The organism is Vibrio kyushuensis, from assembly GCF_050337325.1.
GTDB lineage: Bacteria > Pseudomonadota > Gammaproteobacteria > Enterobacterales > Vibrionaceae > Vibrio > Vibrio kyushuensis.
Genome location: NZ_JAKJSV010000002.1, coordinates 621,257 through 643,694 on the forward strand (window position 1 = coordinate 621,257; position 22,438 = coordinate 643,694).

At 41.0% G+C, this 22,438-nt stretch carries 15 protein-coding genes; 9 read left to right on the forward strand and 6 right to left on the reverse strand.

The genetic code is table 11. The features are described from left to right. The first annotated feature begins 5 nt into the window (after positions 1-5). Entirely contained in the window at positions 6-2,453 is a 2,448-nt protein-coding gene (locus L4D20_RS02815; RefSeq protein WP_428800035.1) for a putative bifunctional diguanylate cyclase/phosphodiesterase, read from the forward strand. Between the two features lie 128 nt (positions 2,454-2,581). Here L4D20_RS02815 and L4D20_RS02820 read toward each other — a convergent pair whose 3' ends face one another. The 4 genes from L4D20_RS02820 to L4D20_RS02835 form a co-directional block, all read right to left on the reverse strand. Next, complete coding sequence (locus tag L4D20_RS02820; RefSeq protein WP_428800036.1) at positions 2,582-4,192, reverse strand: MopE-related protein; 1,611 nt, start codon at positions 4,190-4,192, stop codon at positions 2,582-2,584. Positions 4,193-4,442: 250 nt separating this feature from the next. Further along, on the reverse strand, positions 4,443-6,212 hold the full coding sequence (locus L4D20_RS02825) for a sensor domain-containing diguanylate cyclase (RefSeq protein ID WP_428800037.1): 1,770 nt from the start codon (positions 6,210-6,212) through the stop codon (positions 4,443-4,445). 400 nt (positions 6,213-6,612) lie between these two features. Beyond that, complete coding sequence (gene arsB, locus L4D20_RS02830) at positions 6,613-7,686, reverse strand: ACR3 family arsenite efflux transporter (RefSeq protein ID WP_428800038.1); 1,074 nt, start codon at positions 7,684-7,686, stop codon at positions 6,613-6,615. Positions 7,687-7,815: 129 nt separating this feature from the next. Then, on the reverse strand, positions 7,816-8,157 hold the full coding sequence (locus tag L4D20_RS02835; RefSeq protein WP_428800039.1) for an ArsR/SmtB family transcription factor: 342 nt from the start codon (positions 8,155-8,157) through the stop codon (positions 7,816-7,818). 204 nt (positions 8,158-8,361) lie between these two features. Here L4D20_RS02835 and L4D20_RS02840 point away from each other — a divergent pair, with 204 nt between their 5' ends. Beyond that, complete coding sequence (locus L4D20_RS02840) at positions 8,362-9,036, forward strand: ankyrin repeat domain-containing protein (protein WP_428800040.1); 675 nt, start codon at positions 8,362-8,364, stop codon at positions 9,034-9,036. A 156-nt stretch (positions 9,037-9,192) separates the two neighbouring features. Here L4D20_RS02840 and L4D20_RS02845 read toward each other — a convergent pair whose 3' ends face one another. Further along, the gene (locus tag L4D20_RS02845) at positions 9,193-10,620 is read right to left on the reverse strand and encodes a methyl-accepting chemotaxis protein (protein ID WP_428800041.1); all 1,428 of its coding nucleotides are present in this window, start codon (positions 10,618-10,620) and stop codon (positions 9,193-9,195) included. A 481-nt stretch (positions 10,621-11,101) separates the two neighbouring features. Between L4D20_RS02845 and cspE the strand changes: the two genes are divergently transcribed. After that, positions 11,102-11,314: a transcription antiterminator/RNA stability regulator CspE gene (gene cspE / locus L4D20_RS02850; RefSeq protein ID WP_120032071.1), complete on the forward strand. Its 213-nt coding sequence runs from the start codon at positions 11,102-11,104 to the stop codon at positions 11,312-11,314. Between the two features lie 82 nt (positions 11,315-11,396). Here the strand turns inward: cspE and L4D20_RS02855 are convergent, their stop codons facing one another. Then, positions 11,397-12,254, reverse strand: a complete 858-nt coding sequence (locus L4D20_RS02855) for an AraC family transcriptional regulator (RefSeq protein ID WP_428800042.1) — start codon at positions 12,252-12,254, stop codon at positions 11,397-11,399. Between the two features lie 123 nt (positions 12,255-12,377). Here L4D20_RS02855 and L4D20_RS02860 point away from each other — a divergent pair, with 123 nt between their 5' ends. The 6 genes from L4D20_RS02860 (at position 12,378) to L4D20_RS02885 (ending at position 22,372) form a co-directional block, all read left to right on the forward strand. Then, positions 12,378-14,933 carry a glycoside hydrolase family 3 protein gene (locus L4D20_RS02860; protein ID WP_428800043.1) on the forward strand — a complete coding sequence of 852 codons (2,556 nt, stop codon included), beginning with the start codon at positions 12,378-12,380 and terminating at the stop codon, positions 14,931-14,933. Positions 14,934-14,973: 40 nt separating this feature from the next. Continuing rightward, the gene (locus L4D20_RS02865) at positions 14,974-17,337 is read left to right on the forward strand and encodes a GH36-type glycosyl hydrolase domain-containing protein (protein ID WP_428800044.1); all 2,364 of its coding nucleotides are present in this window, start codon (positions 14,974-14,976) and stop codon (positions 17,335-17,337) included. Between the two features lie 332 nt (positions 17,338-17,669). Continuing rightward, positions 17,670-19,220: a sulfatase-like hydrolase/transferase gene (locus L4D20_RS02870; RefSeq protein WP_428800045.1), complete on the forward strand. Its 1,551-nt coding sequence runs from the start codon at positions 17,670-17,672 to the stop codon at positions 19,218-19,220. A gap of 144 nt (positions 19,221-19,364) precedes the next feature. Beyond that, complete coding sequence (locus L4D20_RS02875; RefSeq protein WP_428800046.1) at positions 19,365-20,510, forward strand: anaerobic sulfatase maturase; 1,146 nt, start codon at positions 19,365-19,367, stop codon at positions 20,508-20,510. Positions 20,511-20,547: 37 nt separating this feature from the next. Further along, positions 20,548-21,465 (forward strand): LysR family transcriptional regulator, encoded by a 918-nt coding sequence (locus L4D20_RS02880; protein ID WP_428800047.1) that lies wholly within the window; start codon positions 20,548-20,550, stop codon positions 21,463-21,465. An 85-nt stretch (positions 21,466-21,550) separates the two neighbouring features. After that, positions 21,551-22,372: an AraC family transcriptional regulator gene (locus L4D20_RS02885; RefSeq protein ID WP_428800048.1), complete on the forward strand. Its 822-nt coding sequence runs from the start codon at positions 21,551-21,553 to the stop codon at positions 22,370-22,372. Positions 22,373-22,438: the final 66 nt, after the last annotated feature.

Here is a 22,438-nt window from a genome sequence, read left to right on the forward strand (position 1 = left end):
TATTTATGCAGCTTTCACTTAAGCTTAATATAATTATACTCCCTGTTATGATATTGATATTTTCAATGACTGGCTATATAACTTATTTTGCTCAAAAACAACAATTAGAATCTGTATTGGATTTGAAGATTAAATATGAATTAAAACATGTAGCGGGAACGTTAAATAAATCCATCAATGCACTAGAGACACTGAGTAACCTATTTTTAGATAGTGATGCAATTAACGGGTATCTAAACTCATTAAGTGTGAGTAAACACAGTTCATATTCAAATAGTAGGTTAACAAAGTATATAACGAGCTTAGACCCCAGCTTTGGTTCTGTGACTCAATTTTCGTTAGTTGATTTAGCGGGAAATGAGCTGTTTATCTATGATACGAAAGATCCCTTTGCGTCTATTGAATTACCTGAAGGTTTTAGTGAGTTTTTTGAAAGTGTTAGCAGTGAGTTAAAAGACCAAGGACTGACCAAGATTGATACTAGTATGTATCATTATCATACTTTGGAGTCGAAAAGAGACGAAATTTTATTGGTGAAAATATTTTCACCAGACGTTCCTATTCCTAGTACAAACGTTTCTAAAACACATAGACTATATGCTGCGATATTTACCGTTTTGCTTAATCCGAATGAAGGGTCGTTATCTTTACAAGATTCAGCGCTAAAGAGTAATATTGAATTGAAATTATCGTCATTAGGTCCTTCTCGTACTATCTATAAAAACCAACATATTGATAGGCAGAGTACAGACGAAAGCAGGTATGGATTCTCACTAACCTCCGATCTTTTTCATATTACAATATCGCTACCCAACGAAAAGCTAAATGATTTTTATCGTCCTTATAAGGTCATTTTTACGATTATTGTATCGCTAGTGACATTACTCTCATATATGTTCCTAAAAGTACTAATAGAAAAAGGCGTGATTGGGCCCATTGTGGATCTGACACAGCAGGTAGAATTATCAACGCCGGGTGGCGTAATGACAATAAAGCGTTCTAGCGATGATGATGAAGTTTCTACCCTTGCAAATAAATACCTTGATCTAATTGAAAGTCTGGAAGCTCAAGCTAAATATGATACTTTAACTGAGCTTGCGAATCGAAATCAGTTTAACTTATTTTTAAACAGTACACTTAATACAAATGTTATCTCTAATGACCGCTTTGCTGTACTTTATTTTGATATAGATAAATTTAAAGTGGTGAATGACCGATTTGGCCATCGAGTAGGTGATGAGATATTAAAGTCAATATCGAGTGACTTAATCAACATATTAGATTCGTATAAAATACCTTATGGAGAGGATGATAAACGCCTTTTGGCGCGAATATCGGGTGATGAGTTTGCTATTATTATTCAGAACGTCCGGGGTATGAGAGACATTGAGACAATATCTAATGAAATAATCAATTTATTTCAAGGAGGGTATGAAATTGATGACGTTGTATTTGATATTGGCATTAGTATTGGTGCTTCGATATACCCTGATGATGCGATTGATGTGGAAGGGCTGATGCGTAATGCAGATATAGCGATGTATAAAGCTAAAAAATCAGAAAAAAGCGTACTGCAAATTTATACGACGGAACTTGGGGATGAGGTGGAACGCTATGAGTATATTAATTCTAGCTTGAAGCTGTCTTTAAATGAAAATGCATTCTATCTCGTGTATATGCCTATCTATCATTGCCAAACGAGGAAAATTATTGGCTGCGAAGCTCTTTTAAGAAGCACATTGTCAGAGTTATCCCACTATGGTCCCGATGAGTTTATCCCTATCGCTGAACGATCTGGAGTGATAAAAGAAATTGATTATTGGGTGATGGAAGCTGCAATAAAACAGTTATCGTTATGGATGGAGAATATTAACTTCGATGGGGTAATGTCGATCAATTTTTCATCATGGCAGTTGAAGAATCAGGAGTTTGTGCCGAAGGTTGTAGAGCTAATTAAACGATACAATGTTCCGCCTCAACGTGTTGAACTTGAAATTACAGAGACATGCTTCGTACCTGGTGAATACAAGAACTTAGAAATACTTACCGAGTTACATAACATCGGTGTGAAGCTGTCTCTTGATGATTTTGGCACAGGGTATACGGCATTCAGTCAGTTGATCGACTATCCAATCAATACATTAAAAATTGATAAGATGTTTGTTGATGCGTTAGAAGATAGTGGAAACGGAAAGAATGGTGACCGTCCGCTGGTCGATATCATGGTTGATGTGGCTAAGTTGTATAATTTAAACATGGTTGCAGAGGGTATCGAAACCGAACATCAATTGAGATACGTGACAAAGTTGGGCTGCCAAAGTGCCCAAGGTTATCTGCTATCAAAACCATTGACTGTCGAGCGTTTTGTTGAACAGTGGGAGAGTCAAGAATTGCTATTTAACGATCTTGAGGGGCAAAAATCAGAGCATCAACGAAAGCTAAAATCGGTATAGATAAGTAATCGTAAGTCGCTTAAGAAAATTTGGCTGAATAAGCCATATGCCACCGTCTTGATTGTAGATATAAAATCTCTAGTACACTTAAAGTCTCAGTGCACTAGAGATTCTCTTTGTTGTTTAGTCTATTGATTACAATTTTCACTCACTATAGTTGTAGCCTCATTAAGTGCATTTGAAGTCGCAGTTAATTCATTAAGAGCGCTCGAGCACTGCGAAGTATCCCTATTTTTATGGGTACAGTTTCGTTTCACTTGTCTTAATATTGTTTGATAATCACGTTCTAACGCTGTTGCAGTAGCGATATCATCCAGACAGGTATCTGTTTCTGGCGGAGGAGGCGGTGGTGGGTTACCCGCTAAGTTAGGGTCAGTTTCACCACTGTCTACCTGTCCATTTGAATTCGCATCTTCGACACCGTCTAACATACCGTCACCATCAGTATCTTCATTAAGAGGGTCAGTGACGGTTGATATGTCAGCATCAGGAATGAAAATATTGAAGTCGGTATCACTTCCTTGCGGAGTGTTTAATCCTAGCTCCAGTCCATCTTGTAAACCGTCGATATCAGAATCGATGAGATTAGGGTCGGTCTCACCACCATCCACGTTCCCGTTTTGGTTCACATCTTCATTACCGTCTAATACGCCATCGTTATCGGTATCATCATCCAATGGGTTGGTGGTTGAAGTTGGGTCGTAGTCACCGCCGTTTCCAGTTTCAATGCCGTCTAGCAGGCCATCAGAATCAGTATCTCTATTTACTCGGTCGGTTTCATTTGGACCTACAGTTCCATCCCCGTTTACGTCTTCCTCTTCGTCGGCTAATCCATCATTATCACTGTCTAGATCCAAGTAATCTGCTAGTCCATCGCCGTCCGTATCGCTCCCACCAGTATCTTCTTCGATATTCGTAAAGATACCGTCCCCGTCGTCGTCAGGGTCAATACGATTAACATCTCCATTATTGTCACTGTCGGCATTCAACTCATCGATGTCGGCAACAGTATCGTTGTCACTGTCTGCGTCCAAATAATCTGGAGTGCCATCACTGTCAGTATCTACACTTGGGTAGCCTTCTTCTAAATCTGAATAACCATCCGCGTCAGAATCAGAGCTACCTGTTACATCGTCCGCCATGCCATTACAGTTATCATCAATGCCGTTTCCAACGATTTCAATCATATTGGGATTAATACTAGGGTTGCTATCATCACAATCAGTGCCACCGACGATATCACTATCAAAACCATCACCATCGGCGTCTGCTGCATCAGCGCCATCACAGTTTTGGTCTATTCCGTCGTAATAAATTTCTGATGCATGAGGGTAAATTGAATTGTCGCCATCGTTACAGTCGCCTAAGGCAGAACCATCTGAATAGCCAGTGTCACTACAGCTTAAAGTTTCGTTAACCACTGCCATTGAGTCAGAGGCATATCCATCGTCATCTGCATCGACGTAACAAGCATCATAACTGTCACAGTTTTGATCGATGCCATCGCCAACAATGTCATTTGCGTCAGGGTGAATACGGTAGTCATTATCATCACAGTCACCACCATATTCAATCCATCCACCGCCTAAATGATCACATGTGTCTTGGTCAGTGTTAATCACGCTATTTTCGTCACCAAACCCATCAAAATCAAAGTCTGAATAGCACAATAGAGCGTAAGTGTTGGTCGACACCAAAATACCCAAGAGAAGTATTAAAGTCTTTAAAAGTAATTTCATATTATTATCCCCACAACGGTGGATAGATCACTTGTCACACGCGTAGGAACGGAAACTCGGCTCATAGCGCGATAATTTTGTAGTTAAAAGTTCAATTAACTAAAGGTAGAGCATGTATTGATTGATCTATCAATAAAGGAGTGAGGGACGGAGTTTTATGGTGAATAACCATACTTTTCACTAGCGAATGACTAAATGAAAGGAGCACGTATTGTTGGTTTATCGCTCTAGTCACTAGAGCGATAATAGGTTAGATATTCTCTACGGCATCTAAATCTTCAGACTCTTCTTTACTGTCGACTGGGGCAGTATTTTTGATAGGGTCTATTTTGGTGATATCAACCAAGATGTCAGCATCTTGATGGGTGTGAATAGCTTGGCTACGACCATTGTTTTTCGCTTTATACAGCGCAGTATCCGCGGCTTTAATAAGATCAACAGTAGATGCTTTTAGGTGAGGGTAAGTCGTTACGCCGATAGACACACCGAGTTGCCCGAGCGATAGCCCTTTCATTTCTAAGTGAAGCTCTCGTATCTCTTTAACGATGGCTTCAGCAAGCTTGGTTGATTCTTGAATACCACAATTTGGACTAATGACCGCTAGTTCTTCTCCGCCTAGACGACAAGCGACATGTTCTTCATCAATAACTCGTTTCAATAAGTTAGAGACTTCTTTTAAAACATAGTCCCCAGCATCGTGGCCGAAGTTATCGTTAAAGCGTTTAAAGTGGTCCAAATCAAGCATAAGAAGAGACAAAGGCTCTTGGCTTGAGTTCGATTTTGACCATTCGTTTTCGAAGACTTCTTCAAAGTAACGACGGTTAAACAGCCCTGTAAGAGGATCACTCAACGCTTGAGAACGCAGTTTTTCTTGTAGGCTTAAATTCGCTAAGGCCAAACCTAAGTGTTCTGCAATGGTAAATGCCAACTGTTTGGTCTCATCGTCAATTAACTTTTCACCAAAGTGCAGGTGATACATGCCAACAGTGTTGCCGTGAGCTGTTAAAGGAATACAAAGCGTAAGCCCGTCATCTTCACAACTGCTCATATGGGTACATGGAAGATGGTGGTGCTCATCGGCAGACAAATGATACTTCCCTTTGCGTAGAGCCCAGCAATCATTAGGAGCATAAACTTTATTAGCTGGCCATTCTCCACCCCAATCAAGTTTGATTTCTAATTGATTTCGAGAATCTCGCATAATGGAAACACACCCGTTTATATTCCCTAGGATCCGAGGAATTATGTCAGCGACTACGGTTTGAGCTTCACTGATGCTGTTACAAGCGGCCAACATATGCGCCAGCCTTTGCAGGAGTTCAATCTCTTCGGTGCTTTTCCGAATGCGAGATTCTTGCTTATCTCGCTCTTGGTTAATCAACGTCAATATTCTTCTGTTACTGATCCAAGAGGAAAGAATAAGAACTAATAAGCTGCCACCTAATAATGCATAAACGATGATTTCTAATTCGGAAGCCATGGCGTAAAGAGTTGTCATTGGCATGGCTAACCGCAGGACATATCTTGCGTCGTGCCCATGATCACTATCGTTGGTGTGATTTGTTTCTTGAGATAAATTGAGCGGTTTAGCAACGTAAAGAAGCTCTTGATGAAGATCTGGGCTGAAATATTTATTCATACCACTTTTACCTTCGAAAGCTGTGGCTATTTCAACTCGTGTTCGGTGATCGTCCATTTTCGCTATTTCACGTGCATTGAGTGTTGTGTCGGCAAGTACTTTCCCACTGCTGTGGATGATAGTAAACCGTCGTCCGAACTTGGATTGCGACAACGTCTGGAGATAGTTGTTTATTTCAGTGGGGCTCATTTCATAAAGATCGATTTGATCGGTTTGAATTTGCTTTGCCACATCGTCGACCAGTCCAAACATATAATCACTGACAATATGGGTTAGCCAATCATCTAAGGTTTTTTTGTAAAAGTGGATACCGACTAACATAGAGAGGGCAATAGCAATAATAGGGAAATACTGAAATTGACTAAACGATTTTCTTTTCATTTTTATCACCGTAAAACTAGCCTACATGATCATGCCTTACCAAAGCAAAGCACCTCAATTTGTACTGACGTTAAATTATAGTTATTCATTGAGTTTAGTATCAATTCTGAGATCCGCTACTTTTGAGGGGTGGAAATATTTATTCAGATAGGAATAGTGGATAAATACGTGGCAGAAGTCTCACTATCTATAAGTAACTGATAATGAGTTGAAAAGTTGCAGTTACGTTTGTCACAAATAGTTATTAAAATGAGTGAAAAGCCGTAGTTTTTGTAAGTTTAAGTGCCTTTATAGCTAATTTAGCGAGATCTTATATGAAGAGACTTAAAAGCCGATTGAATGGAAATTAGAGCCAACTTGTATAAGTGGCTCTAAAATTAAAAATCAGCAGTCATAAATGCTAGTTCAAGATTCCCGCAGGCTCTTTATTCGAATAACGTTCTTTTAATTTCAGCGATACGTTAATTAAAGCTATTAGCACAGGGACTTCAATGAGAGGACCAATCACACCAGCAAATGCTTGATCTGAACTGATGCCAAAAACTGCGATAGAAACCGCGATAGCGAGTTCAAAGTTGTTGCCCGTTGCGGTGTAAGCAATGGATGTGTTTTTGTCGTAAGGAATCCCCATTCGTTTACCGATAAAAAAGCTGGTAAAAAACATGATTACGAAATAGAGAGTAAGAGGGATAGCTATTCGAACCACATCCATCGGCAACTCGACGATCATTTCACCTTTTAGGCTAAACATAAGCACGATCGTACCCAGCAGAGCTATCAATGTAATAGGGGAAATACGGGGAATAAAGACATCGTTGTACCACTCCTCACCTTTGAGGCGTACCAGTAATTCACGGCTAAGAAAGCCCAGTAAGAAGGGAATACCAAGGTAGATTAATACGCTATGAGCTATGTCGAGTATCGATATATCGACGACCATGCTTTCATACCCAAACACAGGTGGTAGCACAGTGATAAACAGCCATGCCATGAAACTATAAGTAAAGATTTGGAATACGCTGTTTAATGCAACCAACGCGGCTCCGTACTCTTTATTACCTCCACCAATGTCATTCCACACCAGTACCATCGCGATGCAGCGAGCTAGCCCTATAAGGATAATTCCCACCATATATCCAGGATGATCACCCAGAAACGTCAGTGCCAATATAAACATTAGAACTGGGCCAACGATCCAGTTCATGATTAACGACAGGGTAATCGCGTGTTTGTCTTTTGTGACTTTACCAAGCAGGCGGTAATCTACCTTTGCAAGGGGAGGGTACATCATCAAAATTAGACCGATTGCTAATGGGATGTTGGTAGTACCGACGGACATTGCTTCGTTTAGTTGCTCTACCTGCGGGAAAGCTACGCCAAGGGCGACACCCACTGCCATCGCGACGAATATCCATAGAGTTAGGTAGCGATCCAAAAAGCCAAGTTTAGGGATAGCTTCTATTTGTTTAGTCATAAATTAACCTACATTATTAACAATAAAATCAATTCGAATATCGTCGATTAACGATTGGCGGATTGCTAAAAAGGAAGATAGAGATTCTCTTAAGAATGGTTATCTTCCAATATCAAACCTAGTTGTTTATTAGTTAAAAATTCCAGAAAACAATGCTGAGTAAGTATCTATTTTCTCGCGATTAACTCGATAACACATTCTAGGCGGGTTAGGTTCTGCGGTAATAAATTCCGCTTGTTTTAGAATGCGCAGGTGCTCTGATACTGTTGATTGAGCAAGTCCCAATTCGGATACTAAATCACTATTTAAGCAGCCACCTAAGTTGTCCAACGTGAGCAGTATCTTTAAAATTCTGACACGAGCAGGGTGAGAGAGTGCTTTTGATAAAGCAGCAAAGTTATTTTCTTGAGCTAACTCTTGCTCTGTAGCAGAAAATGCAGCCGAATTAGTGTTAGAACAGGCAGTCGTCATAAATAGCTCATAGTTAATCGTCGAATTACGATTGAATATACGCCCTTATAATTTATCGATCAAGTTTTCTCTTCAACGGTGATCTTTTATAAAGTAACTGATTAATAATTGTTATATGTTTGACGAATGAAGCGGTCTTGTGAATAATTTATCACTGCTTTGTTGTTAACAATAATCAGGCTTTTGCCGACTAGGAAAGTATGTATGTTTAATTCTGCTTTAGAAACGATTAATAGATTACTGACCACCATTGCGTTATTGATGGTCATTGCTTACGGATGGCAACACGCTTTTAGTCCTAGAGCAAAGAATGTCCAGATGATTCAAGAGGCTGGATATAATATAGACAGCTCTTCATTAACAGATGCCATCATGTATGGTGATGAAAACATTGTGAAAGCATTATTGAATTTTGATTTGGATCCCTCAAGGCCAGATATTGATGGTTATACACCACTGATATTGGCTGTCGAATCTGAACAGTCAGAAGTGATTAACTTACTAATAAGTAAAGGGGCAGATATAAATGGCATCGACCCTGAAGGTGGGTATCCGATCTGGTATGCTGTTGACTCTGGAAACTTGAAGTTGATTAAACAATTGGTTGGTCATGGCGCATCGCTTAACGAGCTAGACGATCTCAAACAAACCATCCTTATGTATGCGTCGTCTGAAGGGAAGAGAGAGTTAATTGAATTGGGTATTCAGGCAGGAGTGTCGCCAATGAGTCAAGATTTGGAAGGGGACACGATGCTTCACTATGCGGCTTATGGCGAAATGTATGAGACGTATGAATGGATTGCTGACCAGTTTCCTCAATTAATCGGTGTGAAAAATACTGATGGATTTACAGCTTTGGATATCGTGAGTCTAAATTAGGTCGCTCTGTTGCTTCACTGGTTCATTAGTCCCTAATCAAAATGACAAAGGCTCCCTAGTTCTTTCATTTTCGAAAGTTCTAGGGAGCCTTTGGGCTATATGAGAGTTACATTCTCATTTTGGGCCTCGGCTCATAACGTCTAAGACGTAGTTTAATTAAGTACGATAACGCGTTAACACTTTCCCCAATTCACGGGAAGACTCCGTAAGATTTGCGACCCCTGATAAAGATTGCTCAGCAACGCCCTTAAGGGTATTCGATTGGGTTCTAATATCGGACAATTCACTGGCTATATCGTTGGCGACTGAACTTTGCTCAAGCGCGGATGTGGAAATTTGAACACTCATATCATTTATGTTTCTCGCCGAATCAGCGATGAAATTAATGTCATCACCAATGTTTGTGATTATATCTCGGCTGTTTTGAGCTTGATTTACTGTTTGTTCCGTAATTGACGCGATACTTTGACTCTCATTTTGCAGCTTTTCAATCATGGCTTGAATTTCAACGGTTGCTGCTTGTGTACGGCTAGCAAGGGTGCGAACTTCATCGGCAACGACTGCAAAACCTCGGCCTTGTTCACCCGCTCGTGCTGCTTCAATCGCTGCATTAAGTGCCAGTAAGTTGGTCTGCTCGGAAATACCGTTAATAGTGGTCACGACATCACTAATTTGCGCTGTGTTATCGTTGAGCGTTGCTGCTGAGCTAGAAGCCTGTGAAATATAATCAGACAGTTGAACGATCTGCTGGATTGCTTTTTCAACGCGAGATCGACTCTCGTTAACCTGAGCGCTGTCTTGCTCGGTTTGCTGAGTCGCTTGGTTGGCAATCGAAGCGACTTCTTGTGCCGATGCCGTCATTTGTTCCATAGCAGTAGCAACAGAATCAAGTGATGAATATTGATTATTAATCTGTGCTTCACTCTCTTTCATTTCACGCTCGAAAGAACTTGATGTCTCCCCAAGCTTAGTTGAGTTACTTTTTACCGTATCAACCAGTTGAGAAAGGGTGTCCATTGCGTTATCCAGCGCGCAACCAATCGTTCCGAATTCATCCCGGCCTGCGTGAAACCCAAGACGAGAGGTTAGATCACCTTCTGATATCTTTTCGGTTGTTGAATACAATACCCATAGCGCACCACCAATAAATGTCGCCACCCAATAAACGAAAAGAGCAAAAGGTAAAACCCAAAGGTAGCTAAGAGCAAAAGAGCCTCTAGCTGAGCTGAGCATGGTGTTGTATCCGGTAGAAAAGTTTTCTGTTAGCTGATAGGTGGTACCGGATTTATGTTGGCCGTTAACCGTCACGACGCCATTGTTATAATGAGATTCACTCATTCTAGATGTCGTTGAAAGGCCGCGAATAGAAGAGGTATCAATATTGTCAGAAGCTAGAATGCCAGTCAGTTTGTATTCCGCTGCCATAATAGACTGTGCTTCAAATTGATCGATGGTGTAATAATAGCGAGCCCCCGCAATACACGTTAGGGTTGTTAAGAAAAGGGCAAAGACCACCCACATTTTGTCGTTGATCGACATTTTAATAAACAGACGATCAATCGTTCGAAAATCCACTTCTTTCATAGAAAGCTCCATGCACAAAATTTGCAGACATTTTACAAATCAATGAAAACCATTAGTGGGATATACATCTCAAATCTATGTGCTGGATGGTTTCTGTTGCGTAATTTATGTGATCTGCATCAGTAGGGGCTTGTGTTTTGGTATTAACAAAGAGGTTAACAAGGCTCATTTCTAATCAATTTGGCTTTCAAAAGACGTGCTAGATACAAATTGGTATCTGTATACGACTGTTAATGTTGAAAATTTAATAAAAATTAAAAAAAGTACTGTACATAACGATTTCAGACGTTATTATATTCCGCAGTTGTTCAGAGAGTTATTAAATGCAGCATCAAGTACAAGTAAAACTTCCACTACTAGAACCACGTTTTTGTAGCTAGGCGTTTCCCTTTTATTTTAGCGTAACATGATATAATTCAACACATTAACATACTGTTAATGTTGAACTTTTTCTTAAATATAAATAAATAAGGGACATCACATGTCTAACTCAATTACTGGTACTGTAAAATGGTTCAACGAAACTAAAGGTTTCGGTTTCCTAACTCAAGATAACGGCGGCGCAGACGTATTCGTACATTTCCGTGCTATCGCATCTGAAGGTTTCAAAACTCTTAACGAAGGCCAAAAAGTGTCTTTCGAAGTAGAGCAAGGCCAAAAAGGTCTTCAAGCTAGCAACGTTATCGCTCTTTAATTAGACGTTAATGTCGTAAGCTTATTACGAATAAATGAAAGGTCGCCATTGGCGGCCTTTTTTATGTCTGCTATAAAATGCCTTAACGAAACTGTCTTGGGCTTGAGCCGTATTGGCTTTTAAAGCACTTAGAGAAATAATTGCTGTCCGAAAATCCGCACTGTTCTGATATAGCTTGGATAGACAAGTTCATATCATCCTTAAGCAACCTCGCTGCATGTTTAAGTTGAACCTCCCGAATGTATTGATTAGGTGAGGTCTGGAAGAACTGACGAAACAACCGCTCTACCTGTCGTTTACTAATAAAAGCAGCTTTTCCGATGGCTTCGCTGTTCAGCTGAGTGCTAGAAAAGTGCTGTTCTATATGAACAAGCGCACGGCTCAGTGCTAGTGTTTGCTGATTATTGTCTTGTGAGCCTCCTTGATAAGTTCTGGAAAGGTTAATCACTAACTGTTGCATAAGCGAAGAGAGCATGAGTTCAAACCCATTGGGTGCGTTGTTGTATTCGAAATCTATTTGATTAAGTAGTTCTTCTATCCGAGCTAACTGAACGAGATCCAGAGTGAGCTTTGCTTGGTACTCACTAGTTTGCCTAGCAATAGGCTCAACGTTAAATAGTGCTTGATAGCCTGGCAACAGTTTTAGTTGAGGGGATTCAAATAGCGGTGCTTTTGAATCAAACATTAGATTAATAATTCGTAGATTGTTCACATCTTTAAATCCGTGCTCTACTTCCCCATTGATTACAAACACATCTCCTTTATTTAATGGGTATACATGCCCGGCAACTTGGTGCTTTCCAGAACCATCAAAAACGATAAACAACTCTGAAAAATCGTGCTTATGAGGTGCAAAGTCATGGTCGTGGTAGCCATGATCATAAGCAAATTGAATGTGTTTATGTTTCTGGTGTGACTTGAGCTGGTAAGTGGTCACCATGTCGCAATATTCCTCTTTATTGTCGCTATTTTGGTAGAATTGGAAATTCTAGAATTTTAAACTAATCCCATCAAGTGTATTTCGCACATTTCCTGTTTAGAAGTCACAAATGGATTTTTTATTATGACGACCCAATTCCAGACACCGTATTTCTCTAGTTGGCCTAAAGTCCAATCAGAATTTTCTGTAGAGCCAGAGATGGAAGCTGAGATTGCCTCTATTGTTGACTTGATGACCAATGAAGAAAAGGTCGGTCAGATGATACAACCCGAGCTTAGAGAGATCACTTCCGAGGAGGTTATCCAATATAAGATCGGATCTATTTTAAATGGTGGAGGTTCATGGCCGAACGGTAATAAGCACGCAACTGCAATCGAATGGGCAGAGAAGGCCGATGCGTATTGGCTTGCCACTGAACAGGCATTTATAGATCGACCATTTCGTATCCCTTTTGTCTGGGCGACAGATGCTGTTCATGGGCATAACAATGTTTTTTCATCAACCGTATTTCCTCACAATATTGGCTTAGGCTGCGCGCGAGACCCCGAACTAATTCGGGCAATTGGCCGGATTACTGCACTTGAAATAGCTGCAACGGGTCTTGATTGGACGTTTGCGCCAACTGTTGCCACGCCGCGTGACCTCCGCTGGGGCCGTGTTTATGAAGGTTACTCTGAAGATCCCGAAATTACTTATGCGTATGCAGGTGAGATGGTAAAAGGCCTACAAGGTAATAGTGAAGAATTGAAAGACGATCACCATGTCATTTCTAATGTAAAACATTGGGTTGGTGATGGCGGTACGTTATCAGGTATAGACCGTGGGATTAATAGCTACAGTGAAGATTTGCTTAGGAACATTCACGCAATGGGCTACTTTAGCGGTTTAAATGCAGGTGCTCAGGTGGTGATGTCATCTTTTAACAGTTGGGATGATGGCAATAACTACGATCACGATACCGCGACATCTGGATCTTACAACAACAAAATTCATGGCAGTAAATACTTATTAACGGATGTACTTAAAGAGCAAATGGGCTTTGATGGGTTTGTTGTTACAGACTGGAATGGTCACTCTGAAATAAGCAAATGCAGTGATGAAGATGCGAGTTATGCGATCAATGCAGGTAACGATATTTTGATGATACCGGTTCGTCAGCATTGGCAGGCGGTATACCACAAGACCTTAGCCGATATTGATTGTGGCGTGATTCCAACATCTCGAATTAACGACGCAGTGTCGCGCATATTACGAGTGAAAATGCGTGCTGGTTTGTGGGATAAGCCACAACCTTCAAAGCGAGAACTCGGTGGAAATCAGTCAATCCTTGGGGCTGACGAACACCGACAGGTGGCTAGAGAAGCGGTAAGAAAATCACTCGTCCTGCTTAAAAATAAAGAACAGATATTACCGCTAAAACGCAATCAACGTATCGTCTTAACGGGAAGCGCAGCCAACGATCTACAAAAACAGTCAGGTGGTTGGAACCTGACTTGGCAGGGCGACGAAAACTTATTCAGTGACTTCCCTGGTGCGACAACGGTGAAAATGGGGTTAGAGGCTCAGCTTGGTCGCGAGAACGTTATTTATGACCCTGAATTGGAGACAAAGCTTGTTGCCGGAGATACCGCTGTTGTGGTGTTTGGCGAAGATCCTTACGCTGAGATGATGGGTGATATCAAAGCGTGGCAAAACCTAGAATTTTCTAAACTAAAGCGAAGTTACGCTGCAGATTGTGAAAAAATCACTCAGCTTCACAATGCTGGCGTTAAAGTTATTTCGATTTTCTTTAGTGGTCGCCCTTTGTACTTAAATGAAGAGATTGCTCGTTCGGATGCATTTATTGCTGCATTTCTACCGGGCAGTGAAGGGCAGGGGATCATTGATGTGTTGGTTGCCGATGAAAATGGTGAACCTAACTACGATTTTGAAGGTGTACTGTCATTTAGCTGGCCAAACAAGAAATCGAGTACAACGGTTCATCGTATCCCGACGCATATTACCGAATATCAATTACCAGCCAATGAACAACACCCTGACGGTGAGCACGTGCCCTTGTTCGAATATGGCTATGGCTTGAATTACAGCAATAAGTTGCAAGCACGAAATCTCGATGACATTGAACTAGATATGAGTGTTGATGTAACCCTTACAAAGCAAACCCATATCTTTGGTGTGCAAGCTACCATGGGCGATTACCAATGCAGGGTAGCCGATGTCACCAATCCTGTTGGCGTTGAAGTTTCGAGAAATAATTCAATTGAGCTAGCAACTTTAGCCACTAATCCGGTCAACTATCAACAGCAGCAAGATGCGATAGAACTTACCTTTAAAGAGGGCGGGAATGTTCTGTATATTGAAACGACTAACCCCGATGGTGAAGATCTTAGCCGATACCAAAACGGGGTGATTTCATTTGAGTTGAAAGTACTAGAAGCTGCGAGTGATGAGGTGATCGTTACCCTAGCTAACCCAGCTGACGATATCGACAATGCAGTCAAATACGTACTAAATAGAGTGCTAATTAAAGAGTCTGAAGAATTTGTACAAATTCAGGTCCCCTGCCAGCACTTTTCTTATGGTGGTTTGGATTTAACAAACTTGAAGACTGTTTTCTCATTCGCAAGCCGAGGAAGCTTTAAAGCTGTGATGGCGAACGTGTGCTGGCAAGCACAATAACCTTTAAACCAAAACGAACGAAGCGTAAGAGGTTTCATTGATGTCCAAGTTTATCGATAACGGAAAACGGTTTTCTCTCACCACACCAACTGAACTGCCCAATTCAGCAGGATACCTATGGAATCGTCATATGATGATTCATATGAACTGTCAGGGCTATGCCGTTGCTCAGTACATGAACCCAGAACCCAAGAAATATGCACATATCCCGGCCCTTGCGGCAACCAGCTTCATGCAACCCGAGCAACCCTATTTTGCACACCATCCGGGTCGGTTTTTCTACTTGAGAGATGACGAGAGTGGAGAGCTGTTTTCTGTTCCGTTTGCACCTGTGAAGGCTGGGCTAGATTCGTTTAAGTTTGAACCGGGACTTGCCGATATACGCTGGAACGTTGAGCATATAGGTCTTCGTATTGAGGTGACTTTAACGCTAAGTGAAACCCATGTGGTCGAGCTTTGGAATGTGAAGGTGACTAATTTACATGACCATAATAGAAGTGTATCGATTATTCCTTACTTTCCAGTAGGTTACTCTTCATGGATGAATATGGGGGCACATTTCGACCATGAATTGAACGCGGCTGTGTGCACCTCGATCACGCCTTATCAAAAACTTGAGCAGTACGAAAAGAATAAACACCTTAAAGATATTACGTTTCTGTCATCAGATTTGACGCCAAGTTACTACGAGCTAAGCCAGCCTGCATTTGAAGGGCAAGGTGGGTTACATAACCCTGACGCACTAAGCGAGCGTAAGAACTTAACCAATGGTGATGCAATTTATGAGATCCCAGCGTGTACACTGCAATTTTGTGTCGAGCTTGAAAAAAATCAATCGAAAGAGTTGAACTTAATGTTCGGCCCTGCAATTGATAAAAAAGAAATTGCAGCGATTAAGGAAGCGCATAGTGGAACGGCTTTAAATGAACAGCGTGAAAATTACCGACAGTATATCGAATTAGGTAATGGTGTTTTAAACGTTAATACACCAGACAATACCTTTGATGACTTCGTTAATCACTGGCTACCAAGACAGGTTTATTATCATGGTGATACCAACCGATTAACGACCGATCCACAGACGCGAAACTATCTTCAAGATGGTATGGGAATGGCGTATGTAAATAGTTCTGCGACCAAAAAGGTCATACTAACGGCGTTTGCACAGCAAAAAAGTGACGGTGAAATGCCGGATGGTATTTTACTCACGCCGGAAGCCGAATTGAAATACATCAATCAAATACCTCATACTGATCATTCGGTTTGGCTCGCCATTATTTTACAGGCCTATCTGAACGAAACGAATGATTGGTCGATATTGGACCATCAACTTCCATGGAAAGATGACGAGTCAACCGCCACAGTGTTAGAGCACATGAACCGAGCGATGGCACATTTATGTGCGGCACGAGACGAGCGCGGTCTGCCTTATATTGCTCAAGGGGATTGGTGTGATCCTATGAACATGGTAGGGCCAAAAGGCATCGGTGTTTCTGGATGGTTAACGCAAGCGCTTAGCTACGCGTTACAAGTGTGGATAGAGATTTCTGAAAAGCGTAATGATCAATCTGTAATAGCGAATTTTGAAAAAACAGTCACTGAGCTACAAGCACTGACCAATGAATATTTTTGGAAAGGTAATTGGTATGCGCGTGGCATTACCGATGATGGAGTCACTTTTGGCGTTCCTGAAGATAAAGAGGGGCGTATCTTTTTGAATACCCAAAGTTGGGCCTTCTTAGCCAAAATACCAACAAGTGAACAGAAAGAAAAGATGCTCCAATCGGTGGACGATCAGCTTGATACCCCTTATGGCGTAATGCTGTATGCACCAGCATTTACCCAAATGCGCGAAGATGTGGGCCGCGTAACTCAGAAGTGGCCGGGTTCTGCGGAAAATGGGTCGGTCTATAACCATGCGGCCGCGTTTTATGCAGCTAGTTTATACGCGATTGAAGAAGCGGACCGAGGGTTCTCTGTATTACGTAAAATGCTGAGCGATCATAATGATGACGGCTTTGATCGTCGCGGCCAGCTACCAGTATATATTCCGAATTATTACCGTGGTGCCTACTATCAGTACCCAAGCAAGGCAGGCCGCTCTAGTAATCTATTTAATACCGGCACAGGCGCATGGTTTTATCGCATGGTGATCGAACAGATGTTTGGTTTAAAAGGGTGTGAAGTAGGGCTTTCTATTTCACCGAAACTACCCTCTCATTGGAATGAGGTATCGGTAACGCGCGAGTTCAGGGGAGCCACCTTCGAAGTGAACTATCTTCGTTGTGATGACGTGACAACAGATCAGGTTTGGCTTGATGGAAATAGACTAGAACATAATATTGTTACGGAAATAAAGGCTGGAAAGCTTTATGAAGTAACCGTTCGTTTGGCTAGGTGTTAATAACGAAATAAAATAAATGAATCAAAGGTTGTAGCACCGCAAAGGGGCAGGCTTATTTAATCTGAGTCTGCCCTTTATTCGTATTGGCTCTTCCTAAACAAGATTGAGAAGAATGAAAAACAGTCTTTCTGCATTACAGATTGACGCAAGCTAGAAAGAACGATTGAACTATTAGTGCTAATGTTAGTTGTCTTTATTGATATGTAAACGGTAGCTTAATGATTATTTTAAATAGATATAAGCAATCGCTATTAGTAATCTAAATAGTCGTTATATCGCTTCTTAATTGAATTATTCTTTATTATTTCTCTGTACAGTAACGGAGAAATTCAATGCAAACCCCTTCTAAATTTGTAAAAAATGTTCTTGCGGTATCTATTGCTGCTTCCACAACATTCGCGGCCTCCCCTGCGCTCGCGAAAGCCCCCAATATTGTAACGATCATGCTAGATGATGTTGCTCCTATGGATATCTCAGCGTATCACCGAGGTTTGGGAGCGATCAAGACTCCAAACATTGACCGTATCGCTAAACGTGGAGTTATGGTCAGTGACTATTATGCGCAGAGTAGCTCTACTGCGGGGAGAGCCGCCTTTATTACAGGTCAGTATCCATTTCGTTCAGGCTTAACTTCTGTTGGTCAACCGGGTTCAAAACTAGGGTTGAAAAAAGAAACCCCAACGCTTGCTGAACTACTAAAGCTGAAAGGTTATGACACAGTACATGTCGGTAAATCTCATTTAGGTGATAACAATAGTCACTTACCTACGGTACATGGATTTGACGAATATTATGGATTTCTTTATCACCTCAATGTGATGGAAATGCCTGAACAACCAGAGTTCCCTAAAGACCCCAATTTTGTAGGTGTGCCTCGTAACGTCATTCACTCTATTGCGACAGTTGAGTTTGATGAGACTGTTGACCCTCGTTTTGGCGTAGTCGGTAAGCAAAAAGTGACGGACAAAGGCAGTCTAGGTAAAGAGCGAATGAAGCTCATCGATGAAGAGTTTTTAGGTTTCGCTACGGATTGGTTGGATAAACATGAAACCAAAGATGATGACAAACCTTACTTCATGTGGTTCAGCCCGTCTCGAATGCACACCATTACCCATGTTAGAAAAGAGTATGAAGGCGCGAGTCAGACATCAACTTACTATGATGCACTTAAAGAAGTAGATGACCAAATAGGAGTCTTACTTAGCAAGCTGGAATCTCTTGGAGAATTGGATAACACCATTATCTTATTTACGTCCGATAACGGCGTAAATATGGATCATTGGCCTGACGCTGGTGCGGCTTCATTCCGTGGGCAAAAGGGCACGACATGGGATGGTGGTTTTCGTGTACCTATGTTGGTTAGTTGGCCAGAAAAGCTACCAAAGGGAGAGTATGTGGATGGGTTAATGTCTGCAGAAGATTGGTTACCAACGATCATGGCAGCAGTCGGAGAGCCTAATATCAAAGAAGAGTTACTCGAAGGGAAAGAGATTGAGGGTGTTGAACGTATCGCTCATATCGATGGATACAATCAATTAGATATGCTTTCCGGTAAAGGTGACAGTAACCGCCGTGAATTTTTCTTCTATAACGAAAGTGACTTGAATGCAGTTCGTGTGGATGAATGGAAAGTGCACTTAAGAACTAAAACTACCTGGACAGAACCTGCGAAAGAGTGGCCTTTTGGTGTGTTGGTCAATATAAAGGCAGATCCTTATGAACGTTCTCCTGATACTTCAGGTTGGTATCATTGGATGAAACAAAAATCATGGGTTCTACCTTATTTTTATAAGAGCATTAATCAGTATCAACGGTCATTGAAAGCTTACCCACCGGCTCAAAAAGGCACTGGTGTTGGTATGGGTAACGATACGATCGATTAAGTCAGACACATAATCGCTTGAGCATATTGTGCCTCTATTTATAGGGGCACGATTTACGTAGTGGATACAAAATATCAGCCTAAATAATCACAGGCATTTCCTTTTCGAATCAATACTTCAAAACAACTTTTAATGAGAGCATCTATGACAACGCCTTTGCCTTATAGCTTATCGATCAAACCTGTCGGTTCAAACTGCAATCTCGATTGTAGCTATTGCTACTACCTTGATAATCAATCCGGGTGTGGTCCTGTCATGGGTGATGATGCACTCGATTTGGCTGTTCAACAACATATTGAATCTCAACCGGTTAACGCACCCTTAGTAGATTTTATTTGGCATGGCGGAGAGCCGTTATTACGTGGAAGAGAGTTTTATGAACGAGCCATTAAACAGCAACAACGCTGGGCCGAGAAAAAAGAGATAATTAACACGTTTCAAACTAACGGAACGTTGATTAACCATCGCTGGGCCGAGTTTTTTAAAAAACACAATATTATGGTGGGGATAAGCATAGATGGACCTAATTTACTAAATGATATAGCTCGAATTGATCTCAAAGGGGAATCGAGCTTCGAGAAAACCATGCGAGGTGTTTCTCTACTGAAAGAGCACAACGTCGAGTTCAATACTCTAACGGTGATCAATAATCGAACTTATAAACATGGCGCTAAGATATATCAATTTCTAAAAGAGAACGGAAGTCCATACCTTCAGTTTCAACCGTGCCAAGATCATGAACTAGATCGTCGCTCTGAATATGATTGGTCATTGACAGGTGATCAGTGGGGGATATTACTTTGCGATGTCTTTGATGAGTGGTGTAAGCAAGATATAGGTAAAGTCTATGTACAGTTTTTTGAAAACTGTTTAATGATATTAATGGGTAAACCTAGTCAAATGTGTCATCACAGTGAAACTTGTGGCCAGCAGCTAATGATGGAAGCCAGTGGTGATGTTTTTAGTTGCGATCACTTTGCTTACCCAAAATATAAAATAGGTGAGTTAGGTGACACTACACTTCAAAGTTTAGTGAACAGTGAACAACAGCGTCATTTTGGTGACGATAAAAAAACACAACTAAACCAAGAGTGCCAACAATGTGATTTCTTAGCAATGTGCCACGGAGGTTGTCCAAAGAACTGGACAAGTAAAACTTCGAAAGGTGAGGATATCAATGCATTGTGTTATGGGTATAAAAAGTTTTTTAATTATGCGCTTCCACGTTTGTTAAAAATGGTTGATGCGATGCTGAGTGGTTATTCTCCACAATACTACGCGCTTTTTTAAGTTAAACTGACCTTATGGCAAGTAACGATTTTCTTCTATGAATAAAGACTACAACCTACTACGGTTGCTGATGGTATTATATGAAACTCGCCAAACAGTAGCCGCAGCAAGAAAGCTGAATATTAGTCAACCAACAGTAAGTTTGATGCTAAAAAAATTGCGAGAGCAGTTTTCTGATGAGCTATTTGTACGCAACAAAAACATGCTAGAGCCAACGGAAAAGTGCACAGATATAGTGGACAGAATACCAGCTTTGATTGACCAAATTGAACAGCTATATGCGACGAATGAACCATGGGGCATAGAACAAATGAAAGGGGAGATCACATTCCTTTTTCCCGCTACATTGATGGCCCCGATAGCGGCACCCCTCGTGGCTAAATTGACGGTTGTTGCGCCTTTATTAACGGTGACTTGCCATCCATGGGAGCCTAATAGTTTACGAAATTTAGAACAGACTAGGAATTACTGGGGTGTTGGTTACTTGCCCTTAGCGACAAACAAGAATGTTGTTGAAATGTCATTACCAGACGATAAGTTTATGCTCGTCACTCGAAAGGGACACCCTTTAACGGCTCCTGTTGTTGAAGAGCTATTGAAATTTCCACTCTGTGTCAGCGTGATTCCCGGTTACATAGAAGCATCTAAAGTTGAGATGTTGATAAAAAAACACAAACTCGAGAAGAATGTCAGTGTACGTTCAAGTGATTCGAGTATGATGCTAGAGCTAATTCATTTAAGTGACACTATTGGCGTAATGTCGATTAAAAATACCCCTCTCATCACTGACCGATTTGATACATATCCACTGCCTAAAGAGTTTTACCAAGAGACGTTCCGCCGTGAGTGTGCGTTGTTTTGTCATTTACGAGATAGAAATACACCATTTACAAACTGGATTTTTCAAGAATTGACGACCATGATGCGAGTAGATGATGAGTCGAGCGCCCGTTAGTCTTAATTATGAAATAATTTGGCGTGGAAAGATTTATTGTACAATCTTAGCTGATTAGCATGAAACCTAATTAAAAGAGGTCTGTATGATTACTTGGAAGCATCAAATTGAGTCGATAAAGCACTTAGTCGATTGGGTATGGTATTTGGATGTCTCGGCCAACGATGCAATTGATTCTATGCCTCAGCTTGTTCCCAATGTAAATGCTCATTATATCGTTACGCCTCGTGCGCAATCTTATGATTATAAGAGTAAGACTGATCATTTCTCGGGTATCGGAACGCACCTCCTCACGGCAAGTACTCAGACATTAACCTTGAATGATCATGCGCCATTAACGCGTCTTGGCATTCGTTTTACACCTACCGCTTTGTATCAGCTGAATAAGCCTCAAGCAGGATTAATAAATCAGTGTCTAGATATTGATTGGTTAGAGCTGCTATTACACCCTAACTCTTATCAATCGCTAATTGTAGATTCTAATAAAGATGAGCTGTTAGCCAAAGTTGAACAAGATTTGTCACCGTTAATAGAGTTAGCACAGTCTGATAGTTCGGTTGTTTTGGTGGAAAAAGCCTTAACGCTAATTGAAGACAATAACGGATTATTGACCAGTGAATTTCTGTCTGAACGTTGCTTTACGACAAAACGCACTTTAGAAAGAGCGTTTAAGAAAGTGGTTGGTTTGAGTATTAAGCAGTATCAAATCATTATTAAATTTGAAGCTCTGTTTATGCATGTATATCAGAACCCAAAACAAGCTGACTGGGCAGAATTAGCCAACCAGTTTGGTTTTAGTGATCAACCGCATCTAATTCGTCAAATGAAGCAGGTACTCGGTGTTACGCCCTCAGGATATTTGAATGCCCGAGATCTGGTCATTGATATCTATGGAGACTTTGAGTAGAGCGCCTTTATACATAATGTCGCAAAAGTTCAATCGCAGTAACTTCGTGTTCGTTATGATGCTGTC